Origin of the sequence: Candidatus Blastococcus massiliensis AP3, from assembly GCF_000582785.1 — a bacterium.
Classification (GTDB): Bacteria; Actinomycetota; Actinomycetes; order Mycobacteriales; family Geodermatophilaceae; genus Blastococcus; species Blastococcus massiliensis.
Genome location: NZ_HG931175.1, coordinates 509,063 through 533,352 on the forward strand (window position 1 = coordinate 509,063; position 24,290 = coordinate 533,352).

27 protein-coding genes are annotated in these 24,290 nt (G+C 72.5%); 11 read left to right on the forward strand and 16 right to left on the reverse strand.

The window, feature by feature from the left end; translation table 11 throughout:
• Nucleotides 1-18: 18 nt before the first annotated feature.
• From BN344_RS16545 to BN344_RS16575, 7 genes are all read right to left on the reverse strand, one after another.
• Nucleotides 19-1,680, reverse strand: a complete 1,662-nt coding sequence (locus BN344_RS16545; RefSeq protein WP_040339615.1) for a catalase — start codon at nt 1,678-1,680, stop codon at nt 19-21.
• The gene (locus tag BN344_RS16550; protein WP_040339616.1) at nt 1,677-2,132 is read right to left on the reverse strand and encodes a Fur family transcriptional regulator; all 456 of its coding nucleotides are present in this window, start codon (nt 2,130-2,132) and stop codon (nt 1,677-1,679) included. The genes BN344_RS16545 and BN344_RS16550 overlap by 4 nt, the downstream gene beginning before the upstream one ends.
• Nucleotides 2,133-2,290: 158 nt before the next feature.
• On the reverse strand, nt 2,291-3,172 hold the full coding sequence (gene purU, locus BN344_RS16555; RefSeq protein ID WP_040339617.1) for a formyltetrahydrofolate deformylase: 882 nt from the start codon (nt 3,170-3,172) through the stop codon (nt 2,291-2,293).
• Nucleotides 3,173-3,255: 83 nt separating this feature from the next.
• Complete coding sequence (gene ligD / locus BN344_RS16560) at nt 3,256-4,185, reverse strand: non-homologous end-joining DNA ligase (RefSeq protein ID WP_040339618.1); 930 nt, start codon at nt 4,183-4,185, stop codon at nt 3,256-3,258.
• On the reverse strand, nt 4,182-5,162 hold the full coding sequence (gene ligD / locus BN344_RS16565; RefSeq protein ID WP_231486937.1) for a non-homologous end-joining DNA ligase: 981 nt from the start codon (nt 5,160-5,162) through the stop codon (nt 4,182-4,184). Before ligD (BN344_RS16565) ends, ligD (BN344_RS16560) begins: the two co-directional genes overlap by 4 nt.
• A 1-nt stretch (nt 5,163) precedes the next feature.
• On the reverse strand, nt 5,164-6,150 hold the full coding sequence (ku, locus tag BN344_RS16570) for a non-homologous end joining protein Ku (protein ID WP_040339620.1): 987 nt from the start codon (nt 6,148-6,150) through the stop codon (nt 5,164-5,166).
• Between the two features lie 131 nt (nt 6,151-6,281).
• Nucleotides 6,282-6,884, reverse strand: a complete 603-nt coding sequence (locus BN344_RS16575) for a DUF1360 domain-containing protein (protein WP_051516046.1) — start codon at nt 6,882-6,884, stop codon at nt 6,282-6,284.
• Nucleotides 6,885-7,069: 185 nt separating this feature from the next.
• On the opposite strand from BN344_RS16575, the gene BN344_RS19230 reads away from it, so the two are divergent.
• Entirely contained in the window at nt 7,070-7,510 is a 441-nt protein-coding gene (locus BN344_RS19230) for a hypothetical protein (protein ID WP_051516047.1), read from the forward strand.
• 262 nt (nt 7,511-7,772) lie between these two features.
• Nucleotides 7,773-8,168, forward strand: a complete 396-nt coding sequence (locus tag BN344_RS16585) for an STAS domain-containing protein (RefSeq protein ID WP_051516048.1) — start codon at nt 7,773-7,775, stop codon at nt 8,166-8,168.
• A gap of 71 nt (nt 8,169-8,239) precedes the next feature.
• On the opposite strand, the gene BN344_RS16590 is transcribed toward BN344_RS16585, so the two are convergent.
• Together BN344_RS16590 and BN344_RS16595 are read right to left on the reverse strand one after the other, a co-directional pair.
• Nucleotides 8,240-9,247, reverse strand: coding sequence for a DNA topoisomerase IB (locus BN344_RS16590; protein ID WP_040339621.1), 1,008 nt, complete (start codon nt 9,245-9,247; stop codon nt 8,240-8,242).
• 58 nt (nt 9,248-9,305) lie between these two features.
• Nucleotides 9,306-11,147 carry a SpoIIE family protein phosphatase gene (locus tag BN344_RS16595; protein WP_081788712.1) on the reverse strand — a complete coding sequence of 614 codons (1,842 nt, stop codon included), beginning with the start codon at nt 11,145-11,147 and terminating at the stop codon, nt 9,306-9,308.
• Between the two features lie 217 nt (nt 11,148-11,364).
• Between BN344_RS16595 and BN344_RS16600 the strand changes: the two genes are divergently transcribed.
• Together BN344_RS16600 and BN344_RS16605 are read left to right on the forward strand one after the other, a co-directional pair.
• Nucleotides 11,365-11,862, forward strand: coding sequence for an ATP-binding protein (locus tag BN344_RS16600; protein WP_040339622.1), 498 nt, complete (start codon nt 11,365-11,367; stop codon nt 11,860-11,862).
• The gene (locus BN344_RS16605) at nt 11,859-12,839 is read left to right on the forward strand and encodes an RNA polymerase sigma factor SigF (protein ID WP_231486939.1); all 981 of its coding nucleotides are present in this window, start codon (nt 11,859-11,861) and stop codon (nt 12,837-12,839) included. The genes BN344_RS16600 and BN344_RS16605 overlap by 4 nt, the downstream gene beginning before the upstream one ends.
• A 64-nt stretch (nt 12,840-12,903) precedes the next feature.
• Here BN344_RS16605 and BN344_RS16610 read toward each other — a convergent pair whose 3' ends face one another.
• Both BN344_RS16610 and BN344_RS16615 read right to left on the reverse strand, forming a co-directional pair.
• Nucleotides 12,904-14,118: an SPFH domain-containing protein gene (locus BN344_RS16610; protein WP_040339623.1), complete on the reverse strand. Its 1,215-nt coding sequence runs from the start codon at nt 14,116-14,118 to the stop codon at nt 12,904-12,906.
• Between the two features lie 77 nt (nt 14,119-14,195).
• The gene (locus BN344_RS16615) at nt 14,196-14,633 is read right to left on the reverse strand and encodes an NfeD family protein (RefSeq protein WP_040339624.1); all 438 of its coding nucleotides are present in this window, start codon (nt 14,631-14,633) and stop codon (nt 14,196-14,198) included.
• Between the two features lie 89 nt (nt 14,634-14,722).
• Between BN344_RS16615 and BN344_RS16620 the strand changes: the two genes are divergently transcribed.
• Complete coding sequence (locus BN344_RS16620; RefSeq protein ID WP_040339625.1) at nt 14,723-15,460, forward strand: hypothetical protein; 738 nt, start codon at nt 14,723-14,725, stop codon at nt 15,458-15,460.
• Between the two features lie 60 nt (nt 15,461-15,520).
• Nucleotides 15,521-16,165: a hemerythrin domain-containing protein gene (locus tag BN344_RS19235; RefSeq protein ID WP_051516049.1), complete on the forward strand. Its 645-nt coding sequence runs from the start codon at nt 15,521-15,523 to the stop codon at nt 16,163-16,165.
• 30 nt (nt 16,166-16,195) lie between these two features.
• Here the strand turns inward: BN344_RS19235 and BN344_RS16630 are convergent, their stop codons facing one another.
• From BN344_RS16630 to fabG, 3 genes are read right to left on the reverse strand one after another with little or no spacing between them, the layout of a single operon-like run.
• On the reverse strand, nt 16,196-17,359 hold the full coding sequence (locus BN344_RS16630) for a ferrochelatase (protein WP_081788713.1): 1,164 nt from the start codon (nt 17,357-17,359) through the stop codon (nt 16,196-16,198).
• 38 nt (nt 17,360-17,397) lie between these two features.
• Complete coding sequence (fabI, locus tag BN344_RS16635) at nt 17,398-18,177, reverse strand: enoyl-ACP reductase FabI (RefSeq protein WP_040339626.1); 780 nt, start codon at nt 18,175-18,177, stop codon at nt 17,398-17,400.
• Nucleotides 18,177-18,890: a beta-ketoacyl-ACP reductase gene (gene fabG / locus BN344_RS16640; protein WP_081788714.1), complete on the reverse strand. Its 714-nt coding sequence runs from the start codon at nt 18,888-18,890 to the stop codon at nt 18,177-18,179. Before fabG ends, fabI begins: the two co-directional genes overlap by 1 nt.
• 269 nt (nt 18,891-19,159) lie before the next feature.
• Between fabG and BN344_RS16645 the strand changes: the two genes are divergently transcribed.
• The 3 genes from BN344_RS16645 (at nt 19,160) to BN344_RS19240 (ending at nt 21,598) form a co-directional block, all read left to right on the forward strand.
• Complete coding sequence (locus tag BN344_RS16645; protein WP_081788792.1) at nt 19,160-19,435, forward strand: SHOCT domain-containing protein; 276 nt, start codon at nt 19,160-19,162, stop codon at nt 19,433-19,435.
• Nucleotides 19,436-19,575: 140 nt separating this feature from the next.
• Nucleotides 19,576-20,985, forward strand: a complete 1,410-nt coding sequence (locus tag BN344_RS16650; RefSeq protein ID WP_040340066.1) for a basic amino acid/polyamine antiporter — start codon at nt 19,576-19,578, stop codon at nt 20,983-20,985.
• 52 nt (nt 20,986-21,037) lie between these two features.
• On the forward strand, nt 21,038-21,598 hold the full coding sequence (locus BN344_RS19240) for a copper chaperone PCu(A)C (protein WP_051516051.1): 561 nt from the start codon (nt 21,038-21,040) through the stop codon (nt 21,596-21,598).
• Between the two features lie 6 nt (nt 21,599-21,604).
• Here the strand turns inward: BN344_RS19240 and BN344_RS19725 are convergent, their stop codons facing one another.
• On the reverse strand, nt 21,605-21,772 hold the full coding sequence (locus BN344_RS19725; RefSeq protein WP_197022361.1) for an alpha/beta-hydrolase family protein: 168 nt from the start codon (nt 21,770-21,772) through the stop codon (nt 21,605-21,607).
• A 125-nt stretch (nt 21,773-21,897) separates the two neighbouring features.
• Between BN344_RS19725 and BN344_RS16660 the strand changes: the two genes are divergently transcribed.
• Nucleotides 21,898-23,172, forward strand: a complete 1,275-nt coding sequence (locus tag BN344_RS16660) for an arginine deiminase (RefSeq protein WP_051516052.1) — start codon at nt 21,898-21,900, stop codon at nt 23,170-23,172.
• An 11-nt stretch (nt 23,173-23,183) separates the two neighbouring features.
• Complete coding sequence (locus BN344_RS16665) at nt 23,184-24,008, forward strand: META domain-containing protein (RefSeq protein ID WP_040339628.1); 825 nt, start codon at nt 23,184-23,186, stop codon at nt 24,006-24,008.
• 7 nt (nt 24,009-24,015) lie between these two features.
• Here the strand turns inward: BN344_RS16665 and BN344_RS16670 are convergent, their stop codons facing one another.
• A complete protein-coding gene (locus BN344_RS16670; protein ID WP_040339629.1) occupies nt 24,016-24,216 on the reverse strand; it encodes a hypothetical protein in 201 nt (66 codons plus the stop codon).
• Between the last annotated feature and the right edge of the window lie 74 nt (nt 24,217-24,290).

Genomic DNA, 24,290 nt, shown 5'->3' on the forward strand with positions numbered 1-24,290 from the left:
CGGAGGACGACGATGTGCTCAGGCGACGACGACGTGCTCGTTGGGCACGCAGTGCGTCATGTCCTTGCCGGTGACGTCGCGCGGACCGTTCTTGCCGAGGTTGGCCGCACGGGCCAGCTCGTCCCCGGAGAGGGTCTGCGTCTGCAGCGGCTCCAGGCCACGGACGTCGTCGGCGGAGATGCCGAGGGCGTCACCGACCCGCTGGCCCCACTCGTCGTCGCACATGAAGAAGTGCCACACCATCCGCTCCTGGATGTCGCGGCGGCACTGCTCGAGGGCACCGACGAGGTTCGCCACCAGCTCGTCCTTCTCCCACTGCTCGGAGAGCTGGTAGCGCTCGCCGGCCTGCTGGTAGTCGTTCGTCCGCGGGATCCGCTTGCGGGTGAGCCGGCCGGTGATGACCGGGCCCTGCTCGTCGTGCGTCGGGTACTCCGCCTCACGCAGACCGCCGAGGATCGACGGCTCGTAGTTCACGTGCGGGTTCGTGCCCTCGGCGCGGTCCACGCCGTAGGCCATCGCACCGTCGCGCTGGTTGGTGGCCACCTTCGCCTTCGGGGCATTCACCGGCAGCTGCAGGTAGTTCGGCCCGACGCGGTAGCGCTGGGTGTCGGAGTAGGAGAACGTCCGGCCGACCAGCATCTTGTCGTCGGAGAAGTCCAGGCCGTCCACCAGCACGCCGGTGCCGAACGCGATCTGCTCGTTCTCGGTGAAGTTGTCCACCGGCATCCGGTTCAGGGTCATCGTGCCGACCTTGCGCACCGGGAAGAGCTCCTGCGGCCAGGTCTTCGTGTCGTCCAGCGGGTCGAAGTCGAGCTCGGGGTGCTCGTCGTCGCTCATGATCTGGACGTAGAGGTCCCACTGCGGGAAGTCGCCCGCGGCGATGGAGTCGTGCAGGTCCTTGGTGTGGGTGCCCAGGCTCGTCGCCTGCGCGGCCGACGCGTCGGCGGCGCCCCAGGACTTCACGCCGTCGCGCGGGTACCAGTGGTACTTGACCAGGACGGTCTCGCCCTGGGCGTTGACCCACTTGTAGGTGTTCACGCCAAAGCCCTGCATGTTCCGGTAGTTGGCCGGCGTGCCGCGGGGGCTGAAGACCAGCGAGATCATGTGCAGGGCCTCGGGGGTCTGGCTGAAGAAGTCGAACGCGCGCTCGGCGACGTTGGCCTCGAAGGTGACCGGGTCGGGCTTCTGCGAGTGGATGAAGTCGGGGAACTTGATGGCGTCCCGGATGAAGAAGACGCCCAGGTTGTTGCCGACGAGGTCCCAGTTGCCGTCCTCGGTGTAGAACTTCACCGCGAAGCCGCGGGGGTCGCGCGCGGACTCCGAGGAGTCACGGCCACCGGCCACGGTGGAGAAGCGGACGGCGACGTCGGTGCGCTTGCCCTTCTCCTGGAACAGCTTGGCGCGGGTGTACGTCGAGACCGGCTCGTCGCCGACGGTGCCGTCGGCCTCGAAGTAGCCGAACGCGGTGATGCCGCGGGCGTGCACCACGCGCTCCGGGATCCGCTCCCGGTCGAAGTGGCTGATCTTCTCGAGGAACTGGTAGTTCTCCAGGGTGGCCGGGCCTCGGGCGCCCACCGTCCGCTGGTTCTGGTTGTCGTAGACCGGGTGACCCTGACGGTTGGTCAGGAGCGGGCGGTCGGCCTCGCTCGGGGCCGGGCCCTGCGATGCGACGTCGGTCATGCGGGTATGCCTCCTACTTCGTCGGACACTTCTGCTGCCGTTCCCTGGCAGCTGCGGCACAGGCCCCAGAACACGACCTCGGCCTCGTCGACGACGAAGCCGGCCGTGTCCGAGGGGCTCAGGCACGGGGCCGCCCCGACGGTGCAGTCGACATCGGCGACGGCACCGCACGAGCGGCAGACCAGGTGGTGGTGGTTGTCGCCCACCCGCAGCTCGAAGAGCGCAGGCGCACCGGCGGGTTCGATCCGGCGGGCGAGCCCCACGGAGACCAGGGCGTCCAGCACGCCGTAGACCGTCTGCGGGGACAGCGTGGGGTGCTGGGCGCGGGCGCCGGTGACGAGGGTGTCGGCATCGGCGTGGGGATGGGTGGAGAGGACCTCGAGCACCGACAGCCTCGGTCGGGTGACCCGCAGACCGGCCTCGCGCAGCTGGTGCGCCCACGTCGTCTCCATCGACGTCCAGTGTCCGCCCTTGTTTTGAACCAGTCAAATCAAGGCCGACCCGTAGGGGCGAGGATGATCAGCTCACCTGATCGTCCAGCGTCCTCCCTCAGCGCCGGCCGTGAGGGAGGACACGCGATGATCAGGTCAGCTGATCATCGACGGGGCGGTCAGGCGAAGACGATGGTGCGGTCGCCCTCGACGACGACGCGGTCCTCGACGTGCCAGGTCACCGCCTGCGCGAGCACCTGCCGCTCGACGTAGCGGCCCACTCGCCGCATGTCCTCGACCGTCGCCCGGTGATCCACGCGGGCGACCTCCTGCTCGATGATCGGCCCGGCGTCGAGTTCCTCGGTCACGTAATGGGCGGTCGCGCCGATCAGCTTCACGCCGCGGTCGTGCGCCGCCTGGTACGGGTTCGCGCCGACGAACGCCGGCAGGAAGCTGTGGTGGATGTTGATCAGCCGCTCCGGGAACCGCGCGCAGAACTCCGGCGACACGATCTGCATGTAGCGCGCCAGCACCACGAGGTCGACGTCGCCGACGACCTCCAGCGCGCGGGCCTCGGCCTCCGGCTTCGTGTCCGGGGTGACCGGCACGTGGTGGAACGGGATGCCGGCGGCGCGGGCCACCGGTTCGAGATCCGGGTGGTTGGAGACGACTGCGGTGATCTCGGCACGCAGGTCACCGGCGCGGACGCGGTAGATCAGCTCCTGCAGCACGTGGTCGGCTCGGCTGACGAACACCGCGACCGCGGGCAGGTGGCGCGCCTCGCTCAGCCGCCAGGTGAGCTGCCACTCCCCCGCCAGATCGCCGAGCCGCTGCTCGAGCTCGGCCCGCCGCGCCGGCAGGTCGGCGACGACGAACTCGAGCCGGAGGGTGAACGTGCCCCCGCTCGGGTCCGACGAGTGCTGCTGCGATTCGGTGATGTTCGCGCCGACGTCGGCCAGCAGGCGGGACAGGACGGCGACGATCCCCGGCTGGTCGGGGCAGCGGACCACCAGCCGCCCGAGGTCGGCGGTACGGGGGTCGTGCGGGCCTGCGGCGGACATGCGCGAGATCGTCCCAGAGGTCGGCCCGGCCCCCTCCAGGGCACCGCCCCGAGCCCGCGAGGGGGTGGGGAGGAAGGGGTTCTCTATTCGGGCAGGGGTGCCCGGGTGGCGCCCGCGACGTCGAACAGGTCGCCGTACTCCTCGACCCGCGCCAGCACGTCGTCGGTCGTGAACCGCAGCTCCGCCGGGTCCAGGCTGCCGTCGCGCACCGCGTCGACCTCGTCCCAGCCGATCGGGGTGGACACCGTGGCCCCCGCCCGCGCCCGCAACGAGTACGGGGCGACGGTCGTCTTGGCCGTGTTGTTCTGGCTCCAGTCGATGAGCACCTTGCCCGGGCGCAGCACCTTCTCCATCCGCCAGACGACGTCGTCGGGCGTCTCGGCCGAGAGCTCCTGCGCCAGCATCTTGGCGTAGCGGCTCGGGTGCTCCCGGTCCGCCGGCGTCTCGATCGGCGCGTACACCTGCATGCCCTTCGACCCGGACGTCTTCACCACCGGGTCGAGGCCGTCGGACTCCAGCCGCTCCCCCAGCCGCTCGGCCACCGCGCAGCACTCCGCGATACCGGTGTCGGGGCCCGGGTCGAGATCGAGCACGAGCAGGTCGGGCAGCTGCGGCTCGCCGTCGTCGTCCACCTGCCACTGCGGCACGTGCAGCTCGAGCGCCGCCAGGTTGGCCGCCCACGCCAGGTCGGGCACGTCCTCCAGCACGACCATGTCGAGGGTCTCCCGGCCCCTGGTGCTGCCCGGACTCGGGATGGTCACCCTGCGTACCCACTCGGGAGCGTGCCGGGCGCTGTTCTTCTCGAAGAACGCCTGGCCCTCCACGCCGTCGGGCCAGCGGGTGAAGGTGACCGGCCGGCCGGCGAGGTGCGGCAGCAGCACCGGCGCGACCCGCACGTAGTAGTCGATGACCTGCGCCTTGGTGAAGCCCACCTCGGGGAAGAGCACCTTCTCCAGGTTGGAGACGGCCAGCCGGCGCCCCGCGATCTCCACCCGCTGCTTCGCGGGACTCACGGTTCCTGCACCACGTCGTCGGGCTCCAGGTCGTCGCGCACCCCGCGCCACGACGGGTGCCGCAGCCGGCCTTCGGCCGTCCACACCGCGTACGCCACCTCACCGACGAGGTCCGGTTCCACCCAGTGGGCGTCCCGGGTGATCTCCCGCGGCAGAGAGCCCTCGAACGGCGAGGACGCGGCCGGGGTCAGGGACCGCTGCAGGTCCCGCAGGTCCTGGTCGCGGAAACCGGTGCCGACGTGGCCGACGTACACCAGCCGGCCCTCGTCGTCGGGCACGCCGACCAGCAGCGAGCCGATGGTGCCGGACCGCCGGCCCTGACCGGGCCGCCAGCCACCCACCACGACCGACTGGGTGAAGAAGTTCTTGATCTTGCGCCACTCGGGGCTGCGCACGCCCTCGCGGTACGGCGAGGTCAGCCGCTTGGCGACGACGCCCTCCAGCCCGTTCTCCTGGCTCGCCGCGCGCACGCCCGCGCCTCCGCCCCGGAACCATGGCGTCAGCGCCCACCGGTGCCCGGCCGGCGCGAGCCCGTCGAGGCGCTCCCGCCGCTCGACGTAGGGCCGCTCCCGCAGGTCCTCCCCGTCAAGGGCCAGCAGATCGAAGACCAGGAACGTCACCGGCTTCGCGGCGGCCAGGCGCGGCACCTCGGGGCCGGTGCGGTGCATCCGGTTCTGCAGCGCCCCGAAGTCGGGCCGGCCCAGCTCGTCCATGAGGACGATCTCCCCGTCGACGACGGCGTCGCGGCCGGCGAGGACTGCGGGCAGCCGGCCCACCTCGGGATAGCGCACGGTGATGTCGGTGCCTTTGCGGGAGCTCAGCGCCAGCACGCCGCCGCGCACCGTCGCGACCGCCCGGACGCCGTCCCACTTGAACTCGTAGCCCCAGCCGGGGTCTTCGTCCCCGCCGGGCAGCTCACCCGCGGTGGCCAGCATGGGCAGGGGCGCGGGGAGCGCCTCCTCCCGCCGGCTCGGCACCTCAGGCGCTGCGGCGGGCGCGCTTGGCCGGGGCCTTCGCCGCCGCCTTCTTCTCGGCGCCGGCCGAGGACGACGACGTCTTCTTGGCCGCTGCCTTCGAGGCGGGCGCCTTCTTCGCCGGCGCCGCCTTCTTGGCGGGAGTGGCCTTCGTGGCGGCCGGCTTCTCCGCCGGCGCCTTCTCGGCCGGCGCGTCGTCGTCGGCGTCCTCCGCGGCACCGCCGCGGGCCCGCTCGACCGACGCCCGCAGGGCGCTCATCAGGTCCACCACGGCGGCACCGTCGTCGGGGACCTCGGCCGGCTGGGCGACCTCGCCGCCGCTCTGCTTGGCCTCCAGGAGCGCGGTCATCGCCTCCCGGTAGTCGTCGGTGAACTCGCTCGGGTCGAACTCGGCGGTCATCGAACCGATCAGCGCCTCGGCCATCTTCAGCTCCTGCGGGCGGACGCTGATGTCCTCGTCGAGGAAGGCGAAGTCGGGCCGGCGGATCTCGTCGGGCCAGCGCATCGTGTGCAGGACGAGGATGCCGTCGCGTACCCGCAGCGCCGCCAGGGACTCGCGCTGGCGGATGGCGATCTTGGTGATGGCGACCTGCCCGGCGTTCTCCAGGGCGTCGCGGAGCAGGACGTAGGGCCGCGCGGCCGGGCCGTCGGGCTCGAGGTAGTAGGTTTTCTCGAACATGATCGGGTCGATCTGGTCCTGGTCGACGAACTCCAGCACCTCGATCTCGCGGCGGGTGCTCAGCGGCAGCTCGTCGAAGTCCTCGTCGGTGAGGATGACGACCTCGCCGCTGGGCAGCTCGTAGCCCTTGGCGATGTCGCCGTACTCGACCTCCTCGCCGTCGATCGAGCAGACCCGCCGGTACTTCACCCGGCCACCGTCGGCGGCGTGCACCTGGTGGAAGCGGATGTCCTTGTCCTCCGTGGCGGAGTACAGCTTCACGCCGATGCTGACGAGGCCGAACGACACGGCCCCGCGCCAGATCGATCGCATGCCGCCCCTTCCCGAGCGGGGCCCGGACGGGCCCAGACAGACCCGCACCGGGTCAAGATCACAGGATAGGTCCGCGGGGGCGACCGCGGCAGGTCAGATGACCCGCCGCCTCCCCCGGTCGAGCGACGGCCCTAGCCGGCGTCCACGCCGGCGGCCTCGGCCGCGGCGGTGCCCTCGTCGTCGCCGGCCGGCGCCAGCGCGCCGTTCTGGATGGCGTCGTAGACGAACTGCAGGACGTCGGACCCGGCGACCATCGTCATGGTGAGCGCGGCGAGCCGGGTGGCCTTCGGGGCGGCGACGTAGCCGAACACGAAACCGGTGCCGACCCACTGCGCCAGGCAGAACGGGCAGGTGAGGAGCTCCCCCACCGCGTGCTTGACGCCGCCGTGCTCGCGGACCTCCTCGGCGACCTCCGCATGCCCCGACGGTCCTTCGAACCGGACGAACGGCGCCCGGACCGGCGCGGTCACGGGGTCCTTCGCGATCCGGCGGGCCAGCCGGAAGGTGGCCACCGTCAGCAGCGCGGCGTCCCCGAAGGGGATCCGCTCGGGCAGCTCCTTCCCCGAGGCGCGCACCGCCGCGGCCGCGGCCGACACCAGGCCCGCGTAGACACCCATGGCACCGAGGTCGGCGCCGAGCGGCCGGGGTTCGCCGTCGGTGTACTCCCGCTTCTGCGTGCGGGCCCACCGGCGGACCGGGGCCCCGATCCGCTGCACCTCGTCTGCGATCGCCATGGGCCCGCGCTACCCCCGGCGTCGGCCGGGTGAACCCACCGGGCCGCACCGTGCGCCGGGGCACACGACGCATGGCGACGAAGGTCACGGGTAGGGCCGAGCTACGACGCCGGTCCCCCGGACCGGCTCCCCGTCCCCCAGGGACGACGAGAGCGGGTGCGCCCGCCCGACGAACGGAGACGCGCATGACCGACCCCGGCACCACCGACGGCACCACGCAGACCGAGGGTCAGACCTCCCGGGACATCTTCCCCGAGGACGACGGCATCCCCGAGGTGGCGCAGGACGACTCGCCCACCATGCAGCGCGCCGAGGACCCGCAGTTCGAGGCCCTGCCCGGCGAACGCCCGACGGCGAGCACCGACTTCGGCACGACCGCGTCCGAGCAGGCCGAGGGCGAGTCGCTCACCGGCCGGCTGGACCGGGAGATCCCCGACGACGCCTCCGGCGTCCGCCCCACCGAGGACCCCCAGCGGGCCGACGTGCAGTTGGAGCAGGACCTGAACACCACGCCCGACAGCGACTCGGGCACCCACCGCACGGCGGACGACATGGAGGCCACCGGCGACGCGCCGATCGGCGGCGAGGGTCCCGAGGAATCCGCCGTGCACCTCACCGACGGCTGACCTCCTCTCCTCCGTCCGGCCCGCACCACCGGCACGCGCGCCACGCCCGCGTCGGCCGGGGGCGGGTTGGCGCGCGCGCGCCCGGTTGTCTACGTTGGGTCAGCGGTTCAGCAGGCAGCCGCACCGGAACGGACCCGTCAGGGCCCGATTCCGGCCGCGTAGACCAGACGCGGGCCCGGGGGCTCCTGTACCCCGGTCCACGCAGCGGTAGATTGACCGGGCGGAGTGCCGCCAGGCACCGCCGCCGAGAGGAGCACCGTCCGTGACGACTTCCGACCTGCCCGCCGAGGGGCAGCCCGACGTGTCGACCGAGGGCACCGAGGCACCCTTCGACGACGTGATCACGCTCTCGACCTCCACCGAGGACGGCGTGGTGACGGTGAAGGTCGTCGGCGAGGTGGACACCTTCACCGCCCCGGTGCTGCGTTCGACGCTGGACAGCCAGCTGGAGCAGTCGCCCAGCGAGCTGGTGATCGACCTGTCCGGTGTCCAGTTCCTGGGCTCCGCCGGCCTGGCCGTGCTCGTCGAGACGCAGAAGTCCGCCCGCAGCCGTGAGGTCGCCCTGCGGCTGATCGCCACGACCCGTGCCGTGACGCGGCCGCTCGAGGTGACCGGCCTGATCGACCTGTTCACGATCGCCGACAGCACCGCTCGCTGAGGTCCGGCCCCTGCCCGGGGCCGGACGACGCAAGGCCCTCGCCGGAGTTCCGGCGGGGGCCTTGCGTCGTCTCAGGCGGAGAGCAGCTGGCAGACGGCCTGCTCGAGCACCCGCTGGGTGTCGCGGTCGGCGTCGGCCTCGGCAGCCACCCGGAGGGCGTGGGCGACGGTCTCCCCGTTCTCGAACCGGTCGACCACCCGGGGGTCGACGTAGCTGGCCTTGCACACCGCCGGGGTGTTCCCCAGCTGCTCGCTGACCTCCCGGTAGGCGGCCGAGACGATCCGCTTGCGGGCCGTGCGCGAGGACGGCGGCGCCGCCTCGGCGAGCTTGGCCGCCATGAGCACCGTGGCGTTCCAGGTCCGGAAGTCCTTCGCCGTGATCTCCGCGCCGCTGATCTCCTTGAGGAAGGCGTTGATCTCGGCGCTGGTCACGTCGCGCCAGGTGCCGTCCTCGACCTGGTAGGCCAGGAGTTCCTCCCCCGTGCCCTCGGGGCGCTCCAGCAGCTGGCGGACGACGGTGGCCGTGGGCCGGTCGGTGAGCTCCACCTCCCGCTCGATGCCGCCCTTGGCGGTGTAGGAGAAGAAGGTGCGCTCGCCGCGGACCCGGACGTGCTCCCGCCGCAGCGTGGCCAGGCCGTAGGTGCCGTTCTCCTCCGCGTACTGCTCGCTGCCGACGCGGAACGCGGCCAGGTCCAGCAGCCGGATGGCGGTCGCCAGCACCCGCTCCCGGTTGAGGCCCCGGGTGCGCAGGGCGGCGACCACCTCGTCACGGACGTCGGGGAGCTGCCGGGCGATCTCCAGCACGCGCTCGTGCTTCTCGGCATCCCGCCGCGCGCGCCACTGGTCGTGGTAGCGGTACTGGCGCCGGCCGGCGGCGTCGATGCCGGTGGCCTGGATGTGGCCGTTGGGCCACGGGCAGATCCAGACGTCCCGCCAGGCGGGCGGGATGGCCAGGCCTCGGATGCGGTCGAGCCGGTCGTCCCGGATCAGCACGCCGTCGGTGTCGTAGTAGGCGAAGCCCCTCCCCGCCCGGCGGCGCCGGTAGCCGGGTGCGTTGACGTCGCTCCGCCGCAGTCTCACCGCCGGAGGATGGGCACCGGGACCGCGACGCAAACCCCCAGGGCCCGGAGCTCACCCGTCAGCGGAGGTCCACCAGCCCGCCGAGTCCGCTGATCTCGAGCACGTGCCGGGTGACGCCGCCCGCCTCCGCGTGCACCACCAGGCGCCAGCCCTCGTCGCGGGCGATGCGCGCCACCGCGAGGACGACGCGGACGGCGGCGCTGCTGAACAGCGTGACGTCGGCCAGGTCGAGCTCCACGCGCGCGGTCCCGCCGCGGCTGGCCTCGAGCAGCCGGATGCGCAACTGGTCGGCGCCGGCCTCGTCCACCGCTCCGCCGGCGCGGACCACCGGGCAGGCACCTTCCCGGTCCACGACGATCGAGGCGCCCTCGCCACCGGACGCCGAACCGGGCTCGCCGTCGGGGCTGCGCCGCAACCGCACCGCGAGCGTCACCGTCGTCCCTGGCCCGTCCTCCAGGGAGACGCTGTCCACCAGCTGGCGCATGATCAGCAGTCCGCGGCCGCGGTCGCCGGGATCGCGGTCCGGAGGGCGCCAGGTGCCGTCGTCGTGGACCCGCACCGTCAGCACACCGTCCACGTCGACGGTCGCCGTCACGGACATCCCGCCCGGCTCGGACCCGCGGTAGGCGTGCTCGGCGGCGTTGGCGCAGGCCTCCCCGACGGCCACCATCACGCCGACCCGGTCGTTCTCCCCCATGCCGAGTGCGGAGAGCCAGGTGGTCAGCCGGCGCCGGATGCCCGGCAGCGAGGCGGGGACGGCGGGTAGGTCGAGGTGCAGCGGTTCGGGTCGCGTCGCCCGGCGGTGGGCCACCAGCACGGCCACGTCGTCGGGCCAGTCCTGCGGCGGGCGGACGAGCTCCGCGATGGCGACGGCCAGCCCCGGGGCGGCGTCCGGCTCGGTCGCGCCCGGCCGGGCGAGGACCTCGCGGGAGGCAGCGACCAGCCGGTCGAGTGCTGTGGCGTACCCGGCGCCCGCACCGGCCAGAGCGCCGTTGGAGAACAGGACGAGGGTGGCGCCGGGCTCGAGGACGTAGCGGTGCACCGGCGTCTCGGCACCGGGCAGGCTGCCCAGCGGCGGCCGCGGCGTGACCGGCAGGAAGGCGGCGGTGCCGTCGCTGCCCACGACGAGGGGCGCCGGGTGGCCGGCCGTCGTGTACGCGAGCTCACCGGTACCGGCATCCAGCACGCCGTAGAAGACCGACGCACCCTCGACGTCCTCCATCTGGCTCGCGAAGGCGTCCAGGTCGCCGAGCACCGACGGCGGTGCGGAGTTCCGCAGCGCCGTCGACCGCATGGCCCCGCGGAGCCGGCTCATCGCCCCGGCGGCGGGCACGCCGTGGCCCACCGCGTCCCCGACCACGAGCGCCACCCGGCCGTCGCCCAGCGGCACGGCGTCGTACCAGTCGCCACCGGCGGCCCGCACCGACGTCGCCCGGTGGTAGCTGCCGGCCAGGGCGAGGTCGGGCAGCATCGGGAGGAAGGGCGGGAGGAGCGAGGACTGGGCGGCCTCGACGACGTCCTGGGGCCAGCTCGACGGGTCGACGTCGCGCTGGTCGTGGTCGAGCACGAGCATCGCGCCGGGCTCGCCGGCGACCGACAACGGCCGCACGACGGCCGTCACGACCGGCCCCTCGTGCCCCATCGGCCCGCTGAGGCTCTCCGATCGGCCGCTGCCGATGACGGCGTCGACGACGTCGACCAGGGGACGCCCGTCGACCGAGGGCAGCAGGCCGTCGGCCCCGAGCTGACGAGCGCTGGCGTTCGCCCACACCGTCCGCGCGCCGACGTCCAGGCACCAGATCGCAGCGGGTGCGTCCTCCATCGCCGCGAGCAGCACGGCCGCCCCCTCCGGCCCGGGGACCGGGAGAGGGGTCGACAGACTGCCCTGACTGGCGCTCATCCCAGGCCAGGGAACATCAGGCCTCCTCCCTCGGCAACCGCGCCGGGGAGGCAGCGGACCGTGGGACAGCCCACGTTTGGCCGGGCGTGGCGCGGGGGTAGTAGACGCCGTCGGCAGTGCGCTCGGCAGGCCGGGCGCTGCCCCGCCCCGGCCGGCCGGGCAGGATGGACGCTGCGCTCGAGGGCCGAGTGCGACAGGACGAAGGAGCAGTACGCGGATGGTGGATTCGAGGGGTGCCCTCGCGCAGGACGGACGACGCGCGGAACGGCTCGAGCTGCGGGTGCCCATCACCGCGATGCAGCTGCCGGCGGTCCGGGCCATGGCCGGTGACCTCGCCATCCGCATGGACTACGACCTCGACAGCGTGGAGGACCTGCGCCTCGCGGTCGACGAGGCCTGCGCGACGCTGGTCAGCGTCGCGCAGGGCGACGTCCCGCTGACCGTCGTCTTCGAGACCACGCGCACGGGCCTGCACATCGAGGCCTGGGTGCCCACCGCGGCCGGCACCGACGTCCCCCGCGACGGCTTCGGCTGGGCCGTGCTCGCCACGCTGGTCGACGCGGTCGAGGGCCGGCCGTCGACGCAGTCCGAGGTGCCGGGCGGGAACGGTTCCGGGGACGCGGTTGCTGTCATCGCCATGGACAAGTACCTGCCGGGCCAGCGGCCGGCCGAGATGGCGGGCGGAGCCGGCCAGAACCTCTCGGTGGCCCGGTGACCCGGTCCCCCGCCACCGATCCGACGGGGATCGCGGTGGATCCGCGCGACGGCGTCACCCCGGGGCCACGCGAGGCGCCCGAGGAGGGCATGTCCGCGGTGGCCGAGGAGCCCGCTGCCGCCGAGGAGCCTGCTGCCGTCGAGGAGCCCGCTGCCGTCGAGGAGCCCGCTGCCGTCGAGGAGCCGGCCGCCCCGGAGGCGGCGCCCCCGATCTCGGACAACCGCCGCCGGGCCGAGCGCACCGCCCCGCTGTTCGCCGAGCTGGCCACGCTCGAGAAGGACGACCCGCGCCGCGAGCGGCTGCGCGAGATCCTCGTCGAGGAGCACCTTCCCCTGGTGCGGCACTTCGCCCGCCGGTTCAGCAACCGCGGCGAGCCTTTCGACGACCTGCTGCAGGTCGGCACCCTGGGCCTCATCGCCGCGATCGACCGGTTCGACCCGACGCGGGGTGTGGAGTTCCTGTCCTTCGCGGTGCCCACGATCACCGGCGAGATCAAGCGGCACTTCCGCGACCAGGGCTGGTCGGTGCGGGTGCCGCGCCGCCTGCAGGAGCTGCACCTGTCGCTCAACGCGGCCGTGGGCGAGCTGGCCCAGAAGAACGGCCGCGCGCCGACGCCCAGCGAGCTCGCCCAGCACCTGGGCATCCCGCGCGAGGAGGTCCTCGAGGGGCTCGCCGTCGCCAATGCCTACCGCAGCAGCTCCCTGGACGAACGGCTCTCGGGTGACGACGACTCCCCCACCCTGGCCGCGACCCTCGGCGAGGAGGACGCCGCGCTCGAGGGCGTGGAGTACCGGGAGTCGCTGCAGCCGCTGCTGGCCACCATCCCGGCCCGTGAGCGCCGCATCCTCATCCTGCGGTTCTTCGGCAACATGACCCAGTCGCAGATCGCGGCCGACATCGGCATCTCGCAGATGCACGTCTCCCGCCTGCTGAGCCAGACGCTGGCCAAGCTCCGCGAGGGCCTGCTCAAGGACTGAGCGCCGGAACAGCGAGAGGCCGTCACCCTTCCTCGGAAGGGTGACGGCCTCTCGGCGTTCGGGCTCAGCCCCGGGCCGGGGGCACGCCGTTGTCGTCGGGTTCGCGGCCCGAGCCGATCCCGCGGACCTCGTCGGTGACCTGGCTCAGCGGCGGCGGTGACGGCACCTCCGGCGTGGGCATGGCCGGCGCCGTGTCGGTGATGCTGGTCAGTTCGATCTTGGCCTCGGGCTGGTCGGCGGCCTTGGGCAGCTGCGACTCGAACCAGCTGCTGGTGTCGATCCCGCCCTCCGGCGGGGCGGTCCGCCCGTCGCCCGACGGCTCGACGTCCATCCAGGACTTCCCACCCTCGGCGCCGCCGAGCGAGGCCAGGCCCTCGAGCGCCTTGCTGAACTCGCTCGGGACGATCCACATCTTGTTCGCGTCGCCCTGGGCGATCTGCGGCAGCGTCTGAAGGTACTGGTAGGCCAGCAGCCCCTGGTCGGGCTTGCCGTCGTGGATGGCCTGGAAGACCGTCTCGATCGACTTCGCCTGGCCCTGCGCCTGCAGGAACAGCGCGGCGCGCTCACCCTCGGCACGGAGGATCCGGCTCTGCCGCTCGGCCTCCGCCTCGAGGATCGCCGCCTGCTTGCGGCCCTCCGCCGACAGGATCGCCGAGGCCTTCTCGCCCTCGGCCGAGGTGATCGCGGCCTGCCGGTGGCCCTCGGCGGTGAGGATGACCGCGCGCTTGTCGCGGTCGGCCCGCATCTGCTTCTCCATGGAGTCCTGGATCGACGGCGGCGGGTCGATGGCCTTGATCTCCACCCGGGCGACGCGCAGGCCCCAGGGCCCGGTCGTGCCGTCGAGCACCTCGCGCAGCTGGCTGTTGATGCCGTCACGCCCGGTCAGCGCACCCTCGAGGTTGAGCCCGCCGACGACGTTGCGCAGCGTCGTGGTGGTCAGCTGCTCCATGCCGGTGATGTAGTTCGCGATCCCGTAGACGGCCAGGCGCGGGTCGGTGACCTGGAAGTACACGACGGTGTCGATGCCGACCTGCAGGTTGTCCGCGGTGATGACCGGCTGCGGCGGGAACGAGATCACCTGCTCGCGCAGGTCGATGGTGGCCCGCACCCGGTCGACGAACGGGACGAGCACCGACAACCCGGGCGAGAGCGTGCGGCTGTAGCGGCCGAGACGCTCGATCACCTTCGCCTGGGCCTGGGGGACGATCGTCACGCTCTTGGCCAGCACGACGATCAGCAGGACGGCGACGACGATCAGGGCGATGAGGGCGGGCTCCACGGGGGCCTCCTACGTCGGGGTGGGTCGGTTCCGACCCTTTCACGTCCGTCCAGACAGGTCACGCCCCGTCCACAGGTTCACTCCAGTGCGTCGCCGACCACGGCCGTGGCGCCGTCGATCTCCAGGATGCGGACCCGGCTGCCGATGGCGAACGCCTCTCCGCTGTGCTGGCTGCGGGCGGTCCACTCGTCGGCGCCCATCCGGATGCGGCCACCGGAGACGTCGACGGCGCGGGTCACCGTCGCCGTGCGGCCGACGAGCGGGTCGACCCCGTCGAGCTGCAGCGGGGAGCGGTCCTCGAGGTGCCGCTTGGCCACGGGCCGGACGACGGCGAGCAGCGCTGCCGAGACCAGGATGAACGCGAGGAGCTGGAACACCACCGCGCCGCCGGCCAGCGCCACGGTCATGCCGCCGAGCGCCCCGCCGGCGAACATGAGCAACACCAGGTCCAGGGTCAGGACCTCGCCCCCGGCGAACAGCCCGGCGGCGATCAGCCAGAGCAACCACGCAGCCATGCCGGGAGTCTTGCAGAACGACGCCGTGCCGCGCGCCTGTCGCCGTCGGCGGGGCGCGCGGCGGGCGGCGGGCCACGTAACCTCGGCCGGTGCACGACTACCCCGCCGGCCGGTTCGCGGTGTGGGCCACCGCCTGGCTCACCGGCCGCGCCTCCTACGACGAGGCCCTCGACGCCGTCGTGGGCGGGTCCGCGCACCGCGTCGCCGGCCTTCCCGGCACGGAGGCGGCAGTGCCCCTGGGCTCCGCGCTGAGCGCGCTGCGCGGCCTCGGCGAGCACCGGATCCGGCTGGTGCTGCCGGTGGCCGGTGACGTCCGCGGGCTGCCCGCGGTACCGGAGCTGGCGCCGCTGGCGGTGGAGTCCGGGCAGGCCGCCGTCGGGAGCCGCGTCGCGCTGGTCCCGGAGGCACTGGGCGACGAGGTCGTCGAGTGGACGGCGTTCGACCTCGCGGGCGCTCCGCCCGTCGGGCCGCCCGTGGAGGGCACGCTGCGGGCCGCCTCCGGTGCCCTCGACCTCGCCGTCACCGCGGCCGCGCGGACGCTGGCCGACCTGGACCTCGCCCGGTGGCATCCCGAGGTGCCGGCCCTCCTGGCGGGGCTGTCGAAGGGTCCGCGCACCCCCGGCGTGCCCGCCGACCACGACCCGCTCGCCCTCTCGGTGCTGGCGCGGGCGCAGCGACTGGCCGCGGTGCTGGATGTGGCGCTCACCGATGCCCCGGGCGGCGCCGTCAGCCACACGCAGGCGGCCGCGCGCGACGTCGCTCTGCGGCCCCTGGGGGACGCGGTGCGCGACGCCGTCACCGCCGCCTACAACTGGCTGCCCCGGTAGACGGGACACCACGTCCGCGGGGCCCCTTCGGGGGCCCGGAGGGGTCTACGGTCCCCCGCCATGACCGAGTCGATGACGATGAACCGGGTGATCCATGCCGCCGTGCGCCGGGACCTGGACCGGCTGTCGACAGCCCTCGGGGCGATGCCCGACGGGGACCGGGCGCGTGCCCAGGCGCTGGACCGCGCCTACGGCAACCTGCGCGAGGAGCTGACCCACCACCACGAGGGCGAGGACACCCACATCTGGCCGATGCTGGCGACCGCCGGCGTCGACCGGGAGCTGCTCACCGCCATGGAGAACGAGCACCACACCATGGCCGAGTCCCTGGCCGAGACCGCCACGGCCATGTCGGCCGTGGCGGCCAGCGGGTCCGCCGTGGACGCGGCCGCCGCCCGAGCGAGCGTCCTGCGCACCCGCGAGGTCGTCGAGCAGCACCTGCGCCACGAGGAGACCGAGCTGGAACCACGGCTGGTCCCGCTGCACGACAGTCCCGAGTGGAAGGCCGTGGAGAAGAAGCTGCGCAGCAACCCGCCGGCGGTGACCGGGCGCTTCTTCGCCTGGCTCACCGACGGGATGAGCGACGACCACCGCGCGTTCCTGAAGGCGACGGTGCCGACGCCCGTCGTCACCGTGTTCAGCCGGGTGTTCGGCCGCCGCTACCACCGCGAGGTCGCGCCGGTCTGGAAGGCGCAGGCCGGCTGAGGTGACCAAGGACTGACGCAGCGGCCCAGCTCAGCTCGGGGACGGCTCCTGGCCGCGGTGGAGGCCGGTAGGCCGACCGGAGACATAGCAGCAGCTCGCGGGGCAGTTCGTGCCCAGGCGCGGGAGACCGCCGGCGCGGCGCTCCTCGACCAGCATCCGGACCGACTCGACGAACGCCGGGTGGGTGCCCGCCGTCGCCGCGCGGGCGAACGCGAGGCCGACGTCCGCGGCGGTCTCCTTCGCCTCGTTGTCCAGGTCCCAGATCACCTCGAGGTGATCGCTGACGAACCCGATCGGGAACAGGACGACGGCGGTCTCGCCCGCCGCCGCGAGCGCCCGCAGGTGGTCGTTGACGTCGGGCTCCAGCCACGGCACTGACGGCGGGCCGCTGCGGCTCTGCCAGACCAGGTCGAAGCTGCGGCCCGGGGCGGCCTCGGCGACGACGCGCTCGGCGGCGGCCCGCAGCTCCGCCTCGTAGGCGTGGCCGTCGGGGCCCGCCACGGCGGCCATCGTGTCGGGGATGCTGTGCGCGGTCGCCACCAGGCGGGCGGTGTCGCGCACCTCGGCCGGCAGCGTGGCGATCGCCGCGGCCAGCGCGTCGGCGTTGGCGCGGATGAAGCCCGGGGTGTCGTAGTAGTGCGGCAGCTTCTCCGCCGTGGGGGCTGGGCGGGTGGAGTCCTGGCCGTACGAGACGCGGGCCCGGGCGATGTCCTCGTGGTACTGCCGGCAGCTGGAGTACGAGGCAGTGGACGAGGTGGGGAACACGTACACGTGCTCGACCCCGTCGTCGGCCATCTGCTGCCAGGTGTCCTCGACGTAGGGCGCCCAGTTCCGGTTGCCCCAGTAGACGGGGAGGTCGACCCCCGCCGCGGCGAGTTCCTTCTCGACGGCCGCGACCAGCGCCTTGTTCTGCTCGTTGATCGGGCTCACACCGCCGAAGTGGTAGTAGTGCTCGGCCACTTCCGCCAGCCGCTCGCGCGGGATGCCACGACCGCGGGTCACGTTCTCGAGGAACGGCATCACGTCGTCCGGGCCCTCGGGCCCACCGAACGAGAGCACGAGCAGCGCCTCCCGCCGGCCGGCCGGAGCGGAGTCGGACGACGGCTCGACGCCGCCGTTGTTGCGGACGGCGAGGGACGGGTCTCCGTCCGGTCGCTGTCCGGCGGGGGTGATGTCGACGATTGCGCGGGGCACGGTGGGTTCTTCTCTTCTCCTGGTGCGGACGGATGCACTCACACGCCGACGGCGTGGAAGCCTCCGTCGACGTGCACGATCTCGCCGGTGGTGGCGGGGAACCAGTCCGACAGCAGCGCGACCACTGCCTTGCCGGCCGGCTCGGTATCGGTGACCGACCAGCCCAGCGGGGCGCGGCCCTCCCAGGCCTCCTCGAACTGGGCGCTGCCGGGGATGGACTTCATCGCCATGCTGCGCAGCGGCCCGGCGGCCACGATGTTGGACCGCACGCCCTCGGGGCCGAGCTCGCGGGCCACGTACCGGCTGGTCGACTCCAGCGCCGCCTTCGCCGCCCCCATCCAGCCGTAGACCGGCCAGGCGACCGACGCATCGAAGGTCAGCCCGACCACCGACGACGGGTTGGCCAGCAGCGGCCGGCAGGCCTGGGTGAGCGAGGCGTAGGACCAGGCCGAGACCTGGAAGGCGGTGGCGGCGTGCTCCCAGGCGACCTCGGGGAAGCCCTCCCCCATCGCCTCCTGCGGGGCGAAGCCGATCGAGTGGACAACCCCATCGAGACGACCGTCGAGCCCGTCGATCTCGCGGAGCCGGTCGGCCAGCGTGGCCAGGTGCTCGGGATCGGTGACGTCGAGTTCGATCACGGCCGCCTCCTGCGGCAGCCGCTTGGCGATCCGCTGGCACAGCGACAGCGCCCGCCCGAAGTTGGACAGGACGACGGTGGCGCCCTGCTCCTGCGCGATGCGCGCGGTGGCGAAGGCGATCGACGCCTCGGTGAGGACGCCGGTGACCAGAACCTTCTTGCCGTCCAGGATCCCGCTCATCAGTGCCCCATCCCCAGTCCGCCGTCGACCGGGACGACCGCCCCGGTGATGTATGCCGCCGCGTCGCTCGCCAGGAAACGGACGACGCCGGCGATCTCGTCGACCGACGCGTACCGGCCCAGCGGGACCTGCCCCAGGATCTCCTGCTGCCGCTTCTCGGGCAGCTCCGCGGTCATGTCCGTCTCCACGAAGCCCGGCGCGACGACGTTCGCGGTGATGCTGCGGCTGCCGAGCTCCCGGGCGATCGAGCGGGCCAGCCCGACGAGGCCGGCCTTCGACGCCGCGTAGTTGGTCTGCCCCGCCGAACCGAGCAGCCCGACCACCGACGACACGAAGATCATCCGGCCCGAGCGGGCGCGGACCATCTTGGCGCTGGCGCGCTTGGCCACCCGGTAGGCGGCGGTGAGGTTGGCGTCGAGGACGTCGGTGAAGTCGTCCTCCTTCATCCGCATGAGCAGGCCGTCGCGGGTGATGCCGGCGTTGCTGACCAGCACCTCGACCGGACCCTGGCGGGCCTCGATCTCGGAGAACGCCCGGTCGACGTCGTCGGCACTGGTGACGTCGCACTGCACGCCGAACAGGCCGTCGGGGGCGCCGCTACCGCGGTGGGTGACCGCCACCTCGTCGCCGTGCTCGGCGAAGGAGCGGGCGATCGCCAGCCCGATGCCTCGATTGCCACCGGTCACCAGCACCGATCTGCCGCCCGAACTCACAGTGCACTCCCCTGCCGACGCGCCGACGTCCTGCGCCGAACCTATCCCGTGGTCCCAGGTCACACCGCCTACCGGCCGGTACGGAGGACAGCGCACTCCTCGGAGATCTCACCCCCATCGGACGAAGTCGGCCTGATGGACAGAGCGGCAGCCTTCAGGCGCTGCAGCACAGCACTCCTCCGGAGGGGAGCCGCCACGTGCTCTGGCCGTGGGAGTGCCCACCCGTCATCTCGAGCGAGGAGCGTGCGGACGATGACCGAGACCTCGGAATGAGTCGCGCACGGGGACGCGCACGGGACGGGTCGAGCCGGCTGGGCACCGCGGCGCGCACCGCGATCATCGCGGGCGCCGTAGCCGTGGTGTCCAGCCGGGTCGCCCGGAGGATGCGGCTGTCGCCGGCCCTTCAGCCGGCGCCCCCGGCGGCCTCCCAGGCCAGCGTCGACAGGTTGCACGTCGAGCTGACGAGGCTGACGGAACTGCGCGACGCCGGCGTGCTGACCGACGAGGACTTCGCCGCCCGGAAGGCCCGCCTGCTGGCCCCCTAGCTACCACGGCGCATCGAGAGGATCGGGCCGACGGCGCTCGACCAGCCCACGAGTGAGACGAGCTGACGATGGTCGACACGGTTCCTGGCTCCCGCGTTGGCGACGGCGCCGCGGACGCCCCGACCGCAGTGACGAAGAAGATGAGCGTGCCGACGCTGACCGGAATGGTGGTCGGCAGCATGGTCGGCGCGGGCGTGTTCTCGCTGCCTGCCCGGTTCGGTGTGGCCACCGGCATCCTCGGCTCGCTGATCGCCTGGGCGGTCGCGGGCGCCGGGATGCTGATGCTCGCCTTCGTCTTCCAGAACCTCGCCGTCCGCAAGCCGGAGCTGGACTCCGGGGTCTTCATCTACGCCAAGGCCGGCTTCGGTGACTACGTCGGGTTCAACTCCGCGATCGGCTTCTGGGCCAGCGCGGTCGCCGGCAACACCTTCTACTGGGTGTTCATCACCGCGACCCTCGGTGCGTTCTTCCCCGCCTTCGGCGACGGCGACACCGTCCTCGCGATGGCGCTCGGCACCGCCGGTGTCTGGCTGTTCCACACCCTGATCGCGCGGGGCATCCGGGACGCCGCCGTGATCAACCGGATCGTGACGGTCTTCAAGATCCTGCCGATCCTGGTCTTCATCGTGGTGCTGTTCATCGCCTTCGACGCCGGCATCTTCGCCGACAACTGGACCGCCTACGGGTACGGCGACCTCGGCGGGCTCGACGAGCAGATCCGCAACACCATGCTCATCACGACGTTCGTCTTCCTCGGCATCGAAGGCGCCAGCGTCTACAGCCGCTACGCCAAGCGGCGCGAGGACGTGGGAAAGGCGACCGTCCTGGGGTTCCTGAGCGTGCTGGCGATCTTCTCCCTGGTGACCCTGTCGAGCTACGCGGTGATGACCCAGCCGGAGATCGCCGCAACCCGGCAGCCCTCGATGATCGGGGTGTTCGAGTCCGTCGTGGGCGAGTGGGGTAGCTGGTTCATCAGCGCCGGCGTCATCATCTCGGTGCTCGGCGCCTACCTCGCCTGGACCCTGATGGCCGCCGAGGTGATGTACATGCCTGCTCGTAACGAGGACTTCCCGGTCTTCCTGGGCCGGGAGAACGAGAACGGGACGCCCATCACCGCGCTCGTGGTCAGTTCGATGGCGGTGCAGGGCCTGCTCGCCGTGACCCTCGTCCTGAGCGACGCGCTGAACTTCATGCTCGACCTGACCGCCAGCTTGGCGTTGATCCCGTTTTTCCTCGCCGCCGCGTACGGGCTGAAGCTCGGCCTGACGGGCGAGTCCTACGAGGGCGTGGAACGGAGGACGCGCCGCAAGGAGGCGATCTTCGCGGGGATCGCGACCGCCTACACGCTGTTTCTGCTCGAGGCGGCCGGCCTGGAGTTCCTGCTGCTGTCCGCGGTGGTTCTCGCCCCGGCGACCCTGCTGTACGTCAAGGCGCGCAGCGAACGGGGCCGTCGGATCTTCACCCCCACCGAGATCGTGCTCTGCGCTGTGATCGTGGCGGCCGGCATCACCGGCGTCGTCGGTCTGTGGACCGGCTTCATCGCCATCTGACACGCCCCCACCAGGTCACCTGCCCGACCGGAACCCGACCTTTGGAGTCCGCATGAACCGCACCGGAGTCGTCGGGACGGTCCTGCTCCTGCTGCTGGTGCTCGGCGGCTGCAGCTCGGACCAGGTCCGCTCCTCCCAGGGAGACCCGCGCCTCGATCGGACGAGGATCGGCCTCGAAGGCATCGACGGGCGAGCCGATCAGCTCCGGCTGCTCGGCGTGGCTGTCGCGTCCCCCGGCACGCGGGGCAGTCTGCACATCGCCGGTGACAGCGCCGCACTCCTGCTGACGATCACGAACGGCGGCCGGGCCGACGACGTGCTCACCTCGGCAACCACCGACGTAGCCGACGAGGTCGTCCTCCGGGACGGTGATGCCGCGCCGGATCCGGACCTCGACGTGCCGGTGCGTTCGGATGGAGCGGTGGTCCTCCGCCAGGTGGACGGGCCGCACCTGGAACTGTCCGGACTGCGCGAGCTGATGCGCAGCGGCCACCGGGTCCCGATCACCTTCCACTTCCGCGACGCCGGGCCGGTCACCCTCCAGGTCCCGGTCAACGCCTACAGCGACGTCCGGCCGGACCGGTTCTCCAGCTCGCTGCCGTGCTGTTCGTGACCCTGGCTATCCGGACCGGATGAGCGCGCGGAGCTGGTCGGCCTTCTCCTCGGTCCAGCCGGCCGGGCGGAGCAGCAGCGCCCACGCATCCACCGACTCGCGGGTGTAGCGGTGCCCATGGCCCTCCGGGACGTCGAGGGAGAACGGCATGTCGAGGGCGATCTGCCAAGCCACTCCGGATCGACGCCGCGTCCGGAAAGGTGCCGGCAGCCTCGGAGACGTCTCATCCCCGCCGGACGAAGACGAACTGCTCGGGCAGGAGCAACGTCCGGTCCTCTCGAGCGAGGAGCGTGCAGACGATGACCGACACCACGATCTCCCGGGGCGGCGCAGGCGCGCCGGCCGCGGCCTACGGCGTCCACTCCGAGGTCGGGGTGCTGCGCAAGGTGATGGTGTGCAGGCCGGGTCTCGCCCACCAACGGCTCACCCCGACCAACTCCGACGACCTGCTCTTCGACGACGTGATGTGGGTCCAGAACGCCCGCCGGGACCATGCCGAGTTCGTGACGATGCTGCGCGACCGCGGCGTCGAGGTGGCCGAACTGCACGACGTGCTGGCCGAGACGATGGCCATCCCGGAGGCCAAGTCGTGGCTGCTCGACCGCGAGATCGTCGCCAACGAGGTCGGTCTGGGCCTGGTCGAGGACACCCGCGCGTTCCTCGAGGAGCTCGACGACCGGCGGCTGGCCGAGTTCCTGATCGGCGGGCTGTCCACCGCCGACCTGCCCGCCGACTTCCGCCCCGGCTACGTGGCACTGGCACGGGAGTCCACCGGTGCCCGCGAGTACCTGGTGCCCCCGCTGCCGAACACGCTGTACACCCGCGACACCACCTGCTGGATCTACGGCGGGGTGACTCTCAACCCGCTGTACTGGCCGGCACGACACGACGAGACCCTGCTCTACAAGGCGATCTACACCTTCCACCCCGACTTCTCCGGCGCCCGCGTCTGGTGGGGCGACCCCGAGCGCGAGTGGGGACAGGCCACGCTCGAGGGCGGCGACGTCATGCCCATCGGCAACGGCGCCGTCGCCGTCGGCATGAGCGAGCGCACCTCCCGGCAGGCGATCACCCAGCTCGCGGCCGCGTTGTTCGCCGACGGTGCGGCCGAGCGGGTGATCGTCGCCGGCATGCCGAAGCTGCGGTCGGCGATGCACCTGGACACCGTCTTCACCTTCGCCGACCGCGACCTGGCCACCGCGTACGCCGACATCGTCGACGGCATCCACACCTTCTCCCTGCGCCCCAGTGACAAGGGGCCGGTCGAGGTGACCGAGGAGAAGGACTCGTTCCCCGGGGTCGTCGCCGACGCGCTCGGCCTGCGCGAACTGCGCGTGCTGCCGACCGGCGGGGACACCTACGAGAGCGAGCGCCAGCAGTGGGACAGCGGCAACAACGTCGTGGCCGCAGCCCCCGGCGTCGTCTTCGCCTACGACCGCAACACCACCACCAACGCCCTGCTGCGCGACGCCGGCGTAGAGGTCCTTCCCATCGTGGGTGCGGAGCTCGGCCGCGGCCGGGGCGGCGGCCACTGCATGACCTGCCCGATCATCCGCGACCCCGTCGACTTCTGAGCGGGCGAACGGTGACCCTGTTCCGCTTTCCACTGCTCGTCGCCGCGGCAACGGTCGGTGTCGCGCTCGCGGCGTGCGGGTCGCCGAACGGCACAGCGTCGCCGGACGGCACACCGAGCGAGACGGCCGGACTTCCGGACCTCGAACAGGCGTTGACGGCCCATGACTGGCTGCTCGACATCGCCGATAGCTCGCTTCCCGGCGGCGTCGCGAACCCGGTGACGCTGACCTTCGCCGATGGGACCGCGGCGTCAGGCACTGCCCCGTGCAACACCTACCGGGGCACGGTCACCCTCGACGGCGACGACGGCGTGCGCATCGGGGACATCGCCACGACCCTCATGAGCTGCGAGCCGGACGTCGAGGCAGCCGAACACGAGTACCTGGACGCGTTGGCGCAGGTGCGCACCGCCGAAATCAGCGACCCGGCGCGGCTGGTCCTCACGTCGGACGGCGTGCGGTTGTCCTTCACCGCCATCGACGCGCGTGAGCTGATCGTCGGCGACTGGGCGCTCACCGGCGTCCGGACCGACGCCGGGATCCAGAGCATGGTGGAAGGCACCGCGCCGGTCGCACGAATCACCGCGGACGGGAACGTCACCGTCGAGACGGGCTGCAACACGTTGCGCAGCACCTGGCGGACCGACGGCCGGACCATCGCCATCCAGCCGCCTGCCGGGACGTTGATGGAGTGCGCCGAACCTGCCGGCGTCATGGACCAGGAAGCCGCCATCGCGGCGGCGCTCACCGCCGCCTCGACGATCGCGATCACTCCCGTCACGCTGACCCTGCTGGACGACGCCGGCGACATCGTGCTGACCGCCCAGCGCGGCTGAAGAGCGCTTAGGGCTTCACCTCGTGCACGGCTACGACATGCAGCCCGAGGTCCTGGATCAGCGCCAGCACACCGTGGAGGTGGGCCTCGTCGATCACCTCCCCGTAGATGATCGTCTCGGGGGGTGCCTCGAGCAGGACCATGTCGGGGAACGCGCCGCGGGTCCGGTCGGACAGGCGCCCCGCGACACGGAAGTGGTAGTGCGTCACCTTCGCCCTCCCTATCGCGTCGCCGTGACCGTGACCGTGGCACACGTCGCTGCCGCTGCCCTCGTCCGGCGGAG

Bases quoted from the DNA above. Each gene is read 5' to 3' on its own strand.
- ku (WP_040339620.1), bottom strand. From the start codon at position 6,150: ATGCGATCGATCTGGCGCGGGGCCGTGTCGTTCGGCCTCGTCAGCATC.
- BN344_RS16660 (WP_051516052.1), top strand. From the start codon at position 21,898: ATGACCGACACCACGATCTCCCGGGGCGGCGCAGGCGCGCCGGCCGCG.
- BN344_RS16600 (WP_040339622.1), top strand. From the start codon at position 11,365: ATGGTGGATTCGAGGGGTGCCCTCGCGCAGGACGGACGACGCGCGGAA.
- BN344_RS16650 (WP_040340066.1), top strand. From the start codon at position 19,576: ATGAGCGTGCCGACGCTGACCGGAATGGTGGTCGGCAGCATGGTCGGC.
- BN344_RS16615 (WP_040339624.1), bottom strand. From the start codon at position 14,633: ATGGCTGCGTGGTTGCTCTGGCTGATCGCCGCCGGGCTGTTCGCCGGG.
- BN344_RS16595 (WP_081788712.1), bottom strand. From the start codon at position 11,147: ATGAGCGCCAGTCAGGGCAGTCTGTCGACCCCTCTCCCGGTCCCCGGG.
- BN344_RS16550 (WP_040339616.1), bottom strand. From the start codon at position 2,132: ATGGAGACGACGTGGGCGCACCAGCTGCGCGAGGCCGGTCTGCGGGTC.
- BN344_RS19230 (WP_051516047.1), top strand. From the start codon at position 7,070: ATGACCGACCCCGGCACCACCGACGGCACCACGCAGACCGAGGGTCAG.
- fabI (WP_040339626.1), bottom strand. From the start codon at position 18,177: ATGAGCGGGATCCTGGACGGCAAGAAGGTTCTGGTCACCGGCGTCCTC.
- BN344_RS19240 (WP_051516051.1), top strand. From the start codon at position 21,038: ATGAACCGCACCGGAGTCGTCGGGACGGTCCTGCTCCTGCTGCTGGTG.
- BN344_RS16545 (WP_040339615.1), bottom strand. From the start codon at position 1,680: ATGACCGACGTCGCATCGCAGGGCCCGGCCCCGAGCGAGGCCGACCGC.
- BN344_RS16645 (WP_081788792.1), top strand. From the start codon at position 19,160: ATGAGTCGCGCACGGGGACGCGCACGGGACGGGTCGAGCCGGCTGGGC.
- BN344_RS19235 (WP_051516049.1), top strand. From the start codon at position 15,521: ATGACCGAGTCGATGACGATGAACCGGGTGATCCATGCCGCCGTGCGC.
- BN344_RS16575 (WP_051516046.1), bottom strand. From the start codon at position 6,884: ATGGCGATCGCAGACGAGGTGCAGCGGATCGGGGCCCCGGTCCGCCGG.
- purU (WP_040339617.1), bottom strand. From the start codon at position 3,172: ATGTCCGCCGCAGGCCCGCACGACCCCCGTACCGCCGACCTCGGGCGG.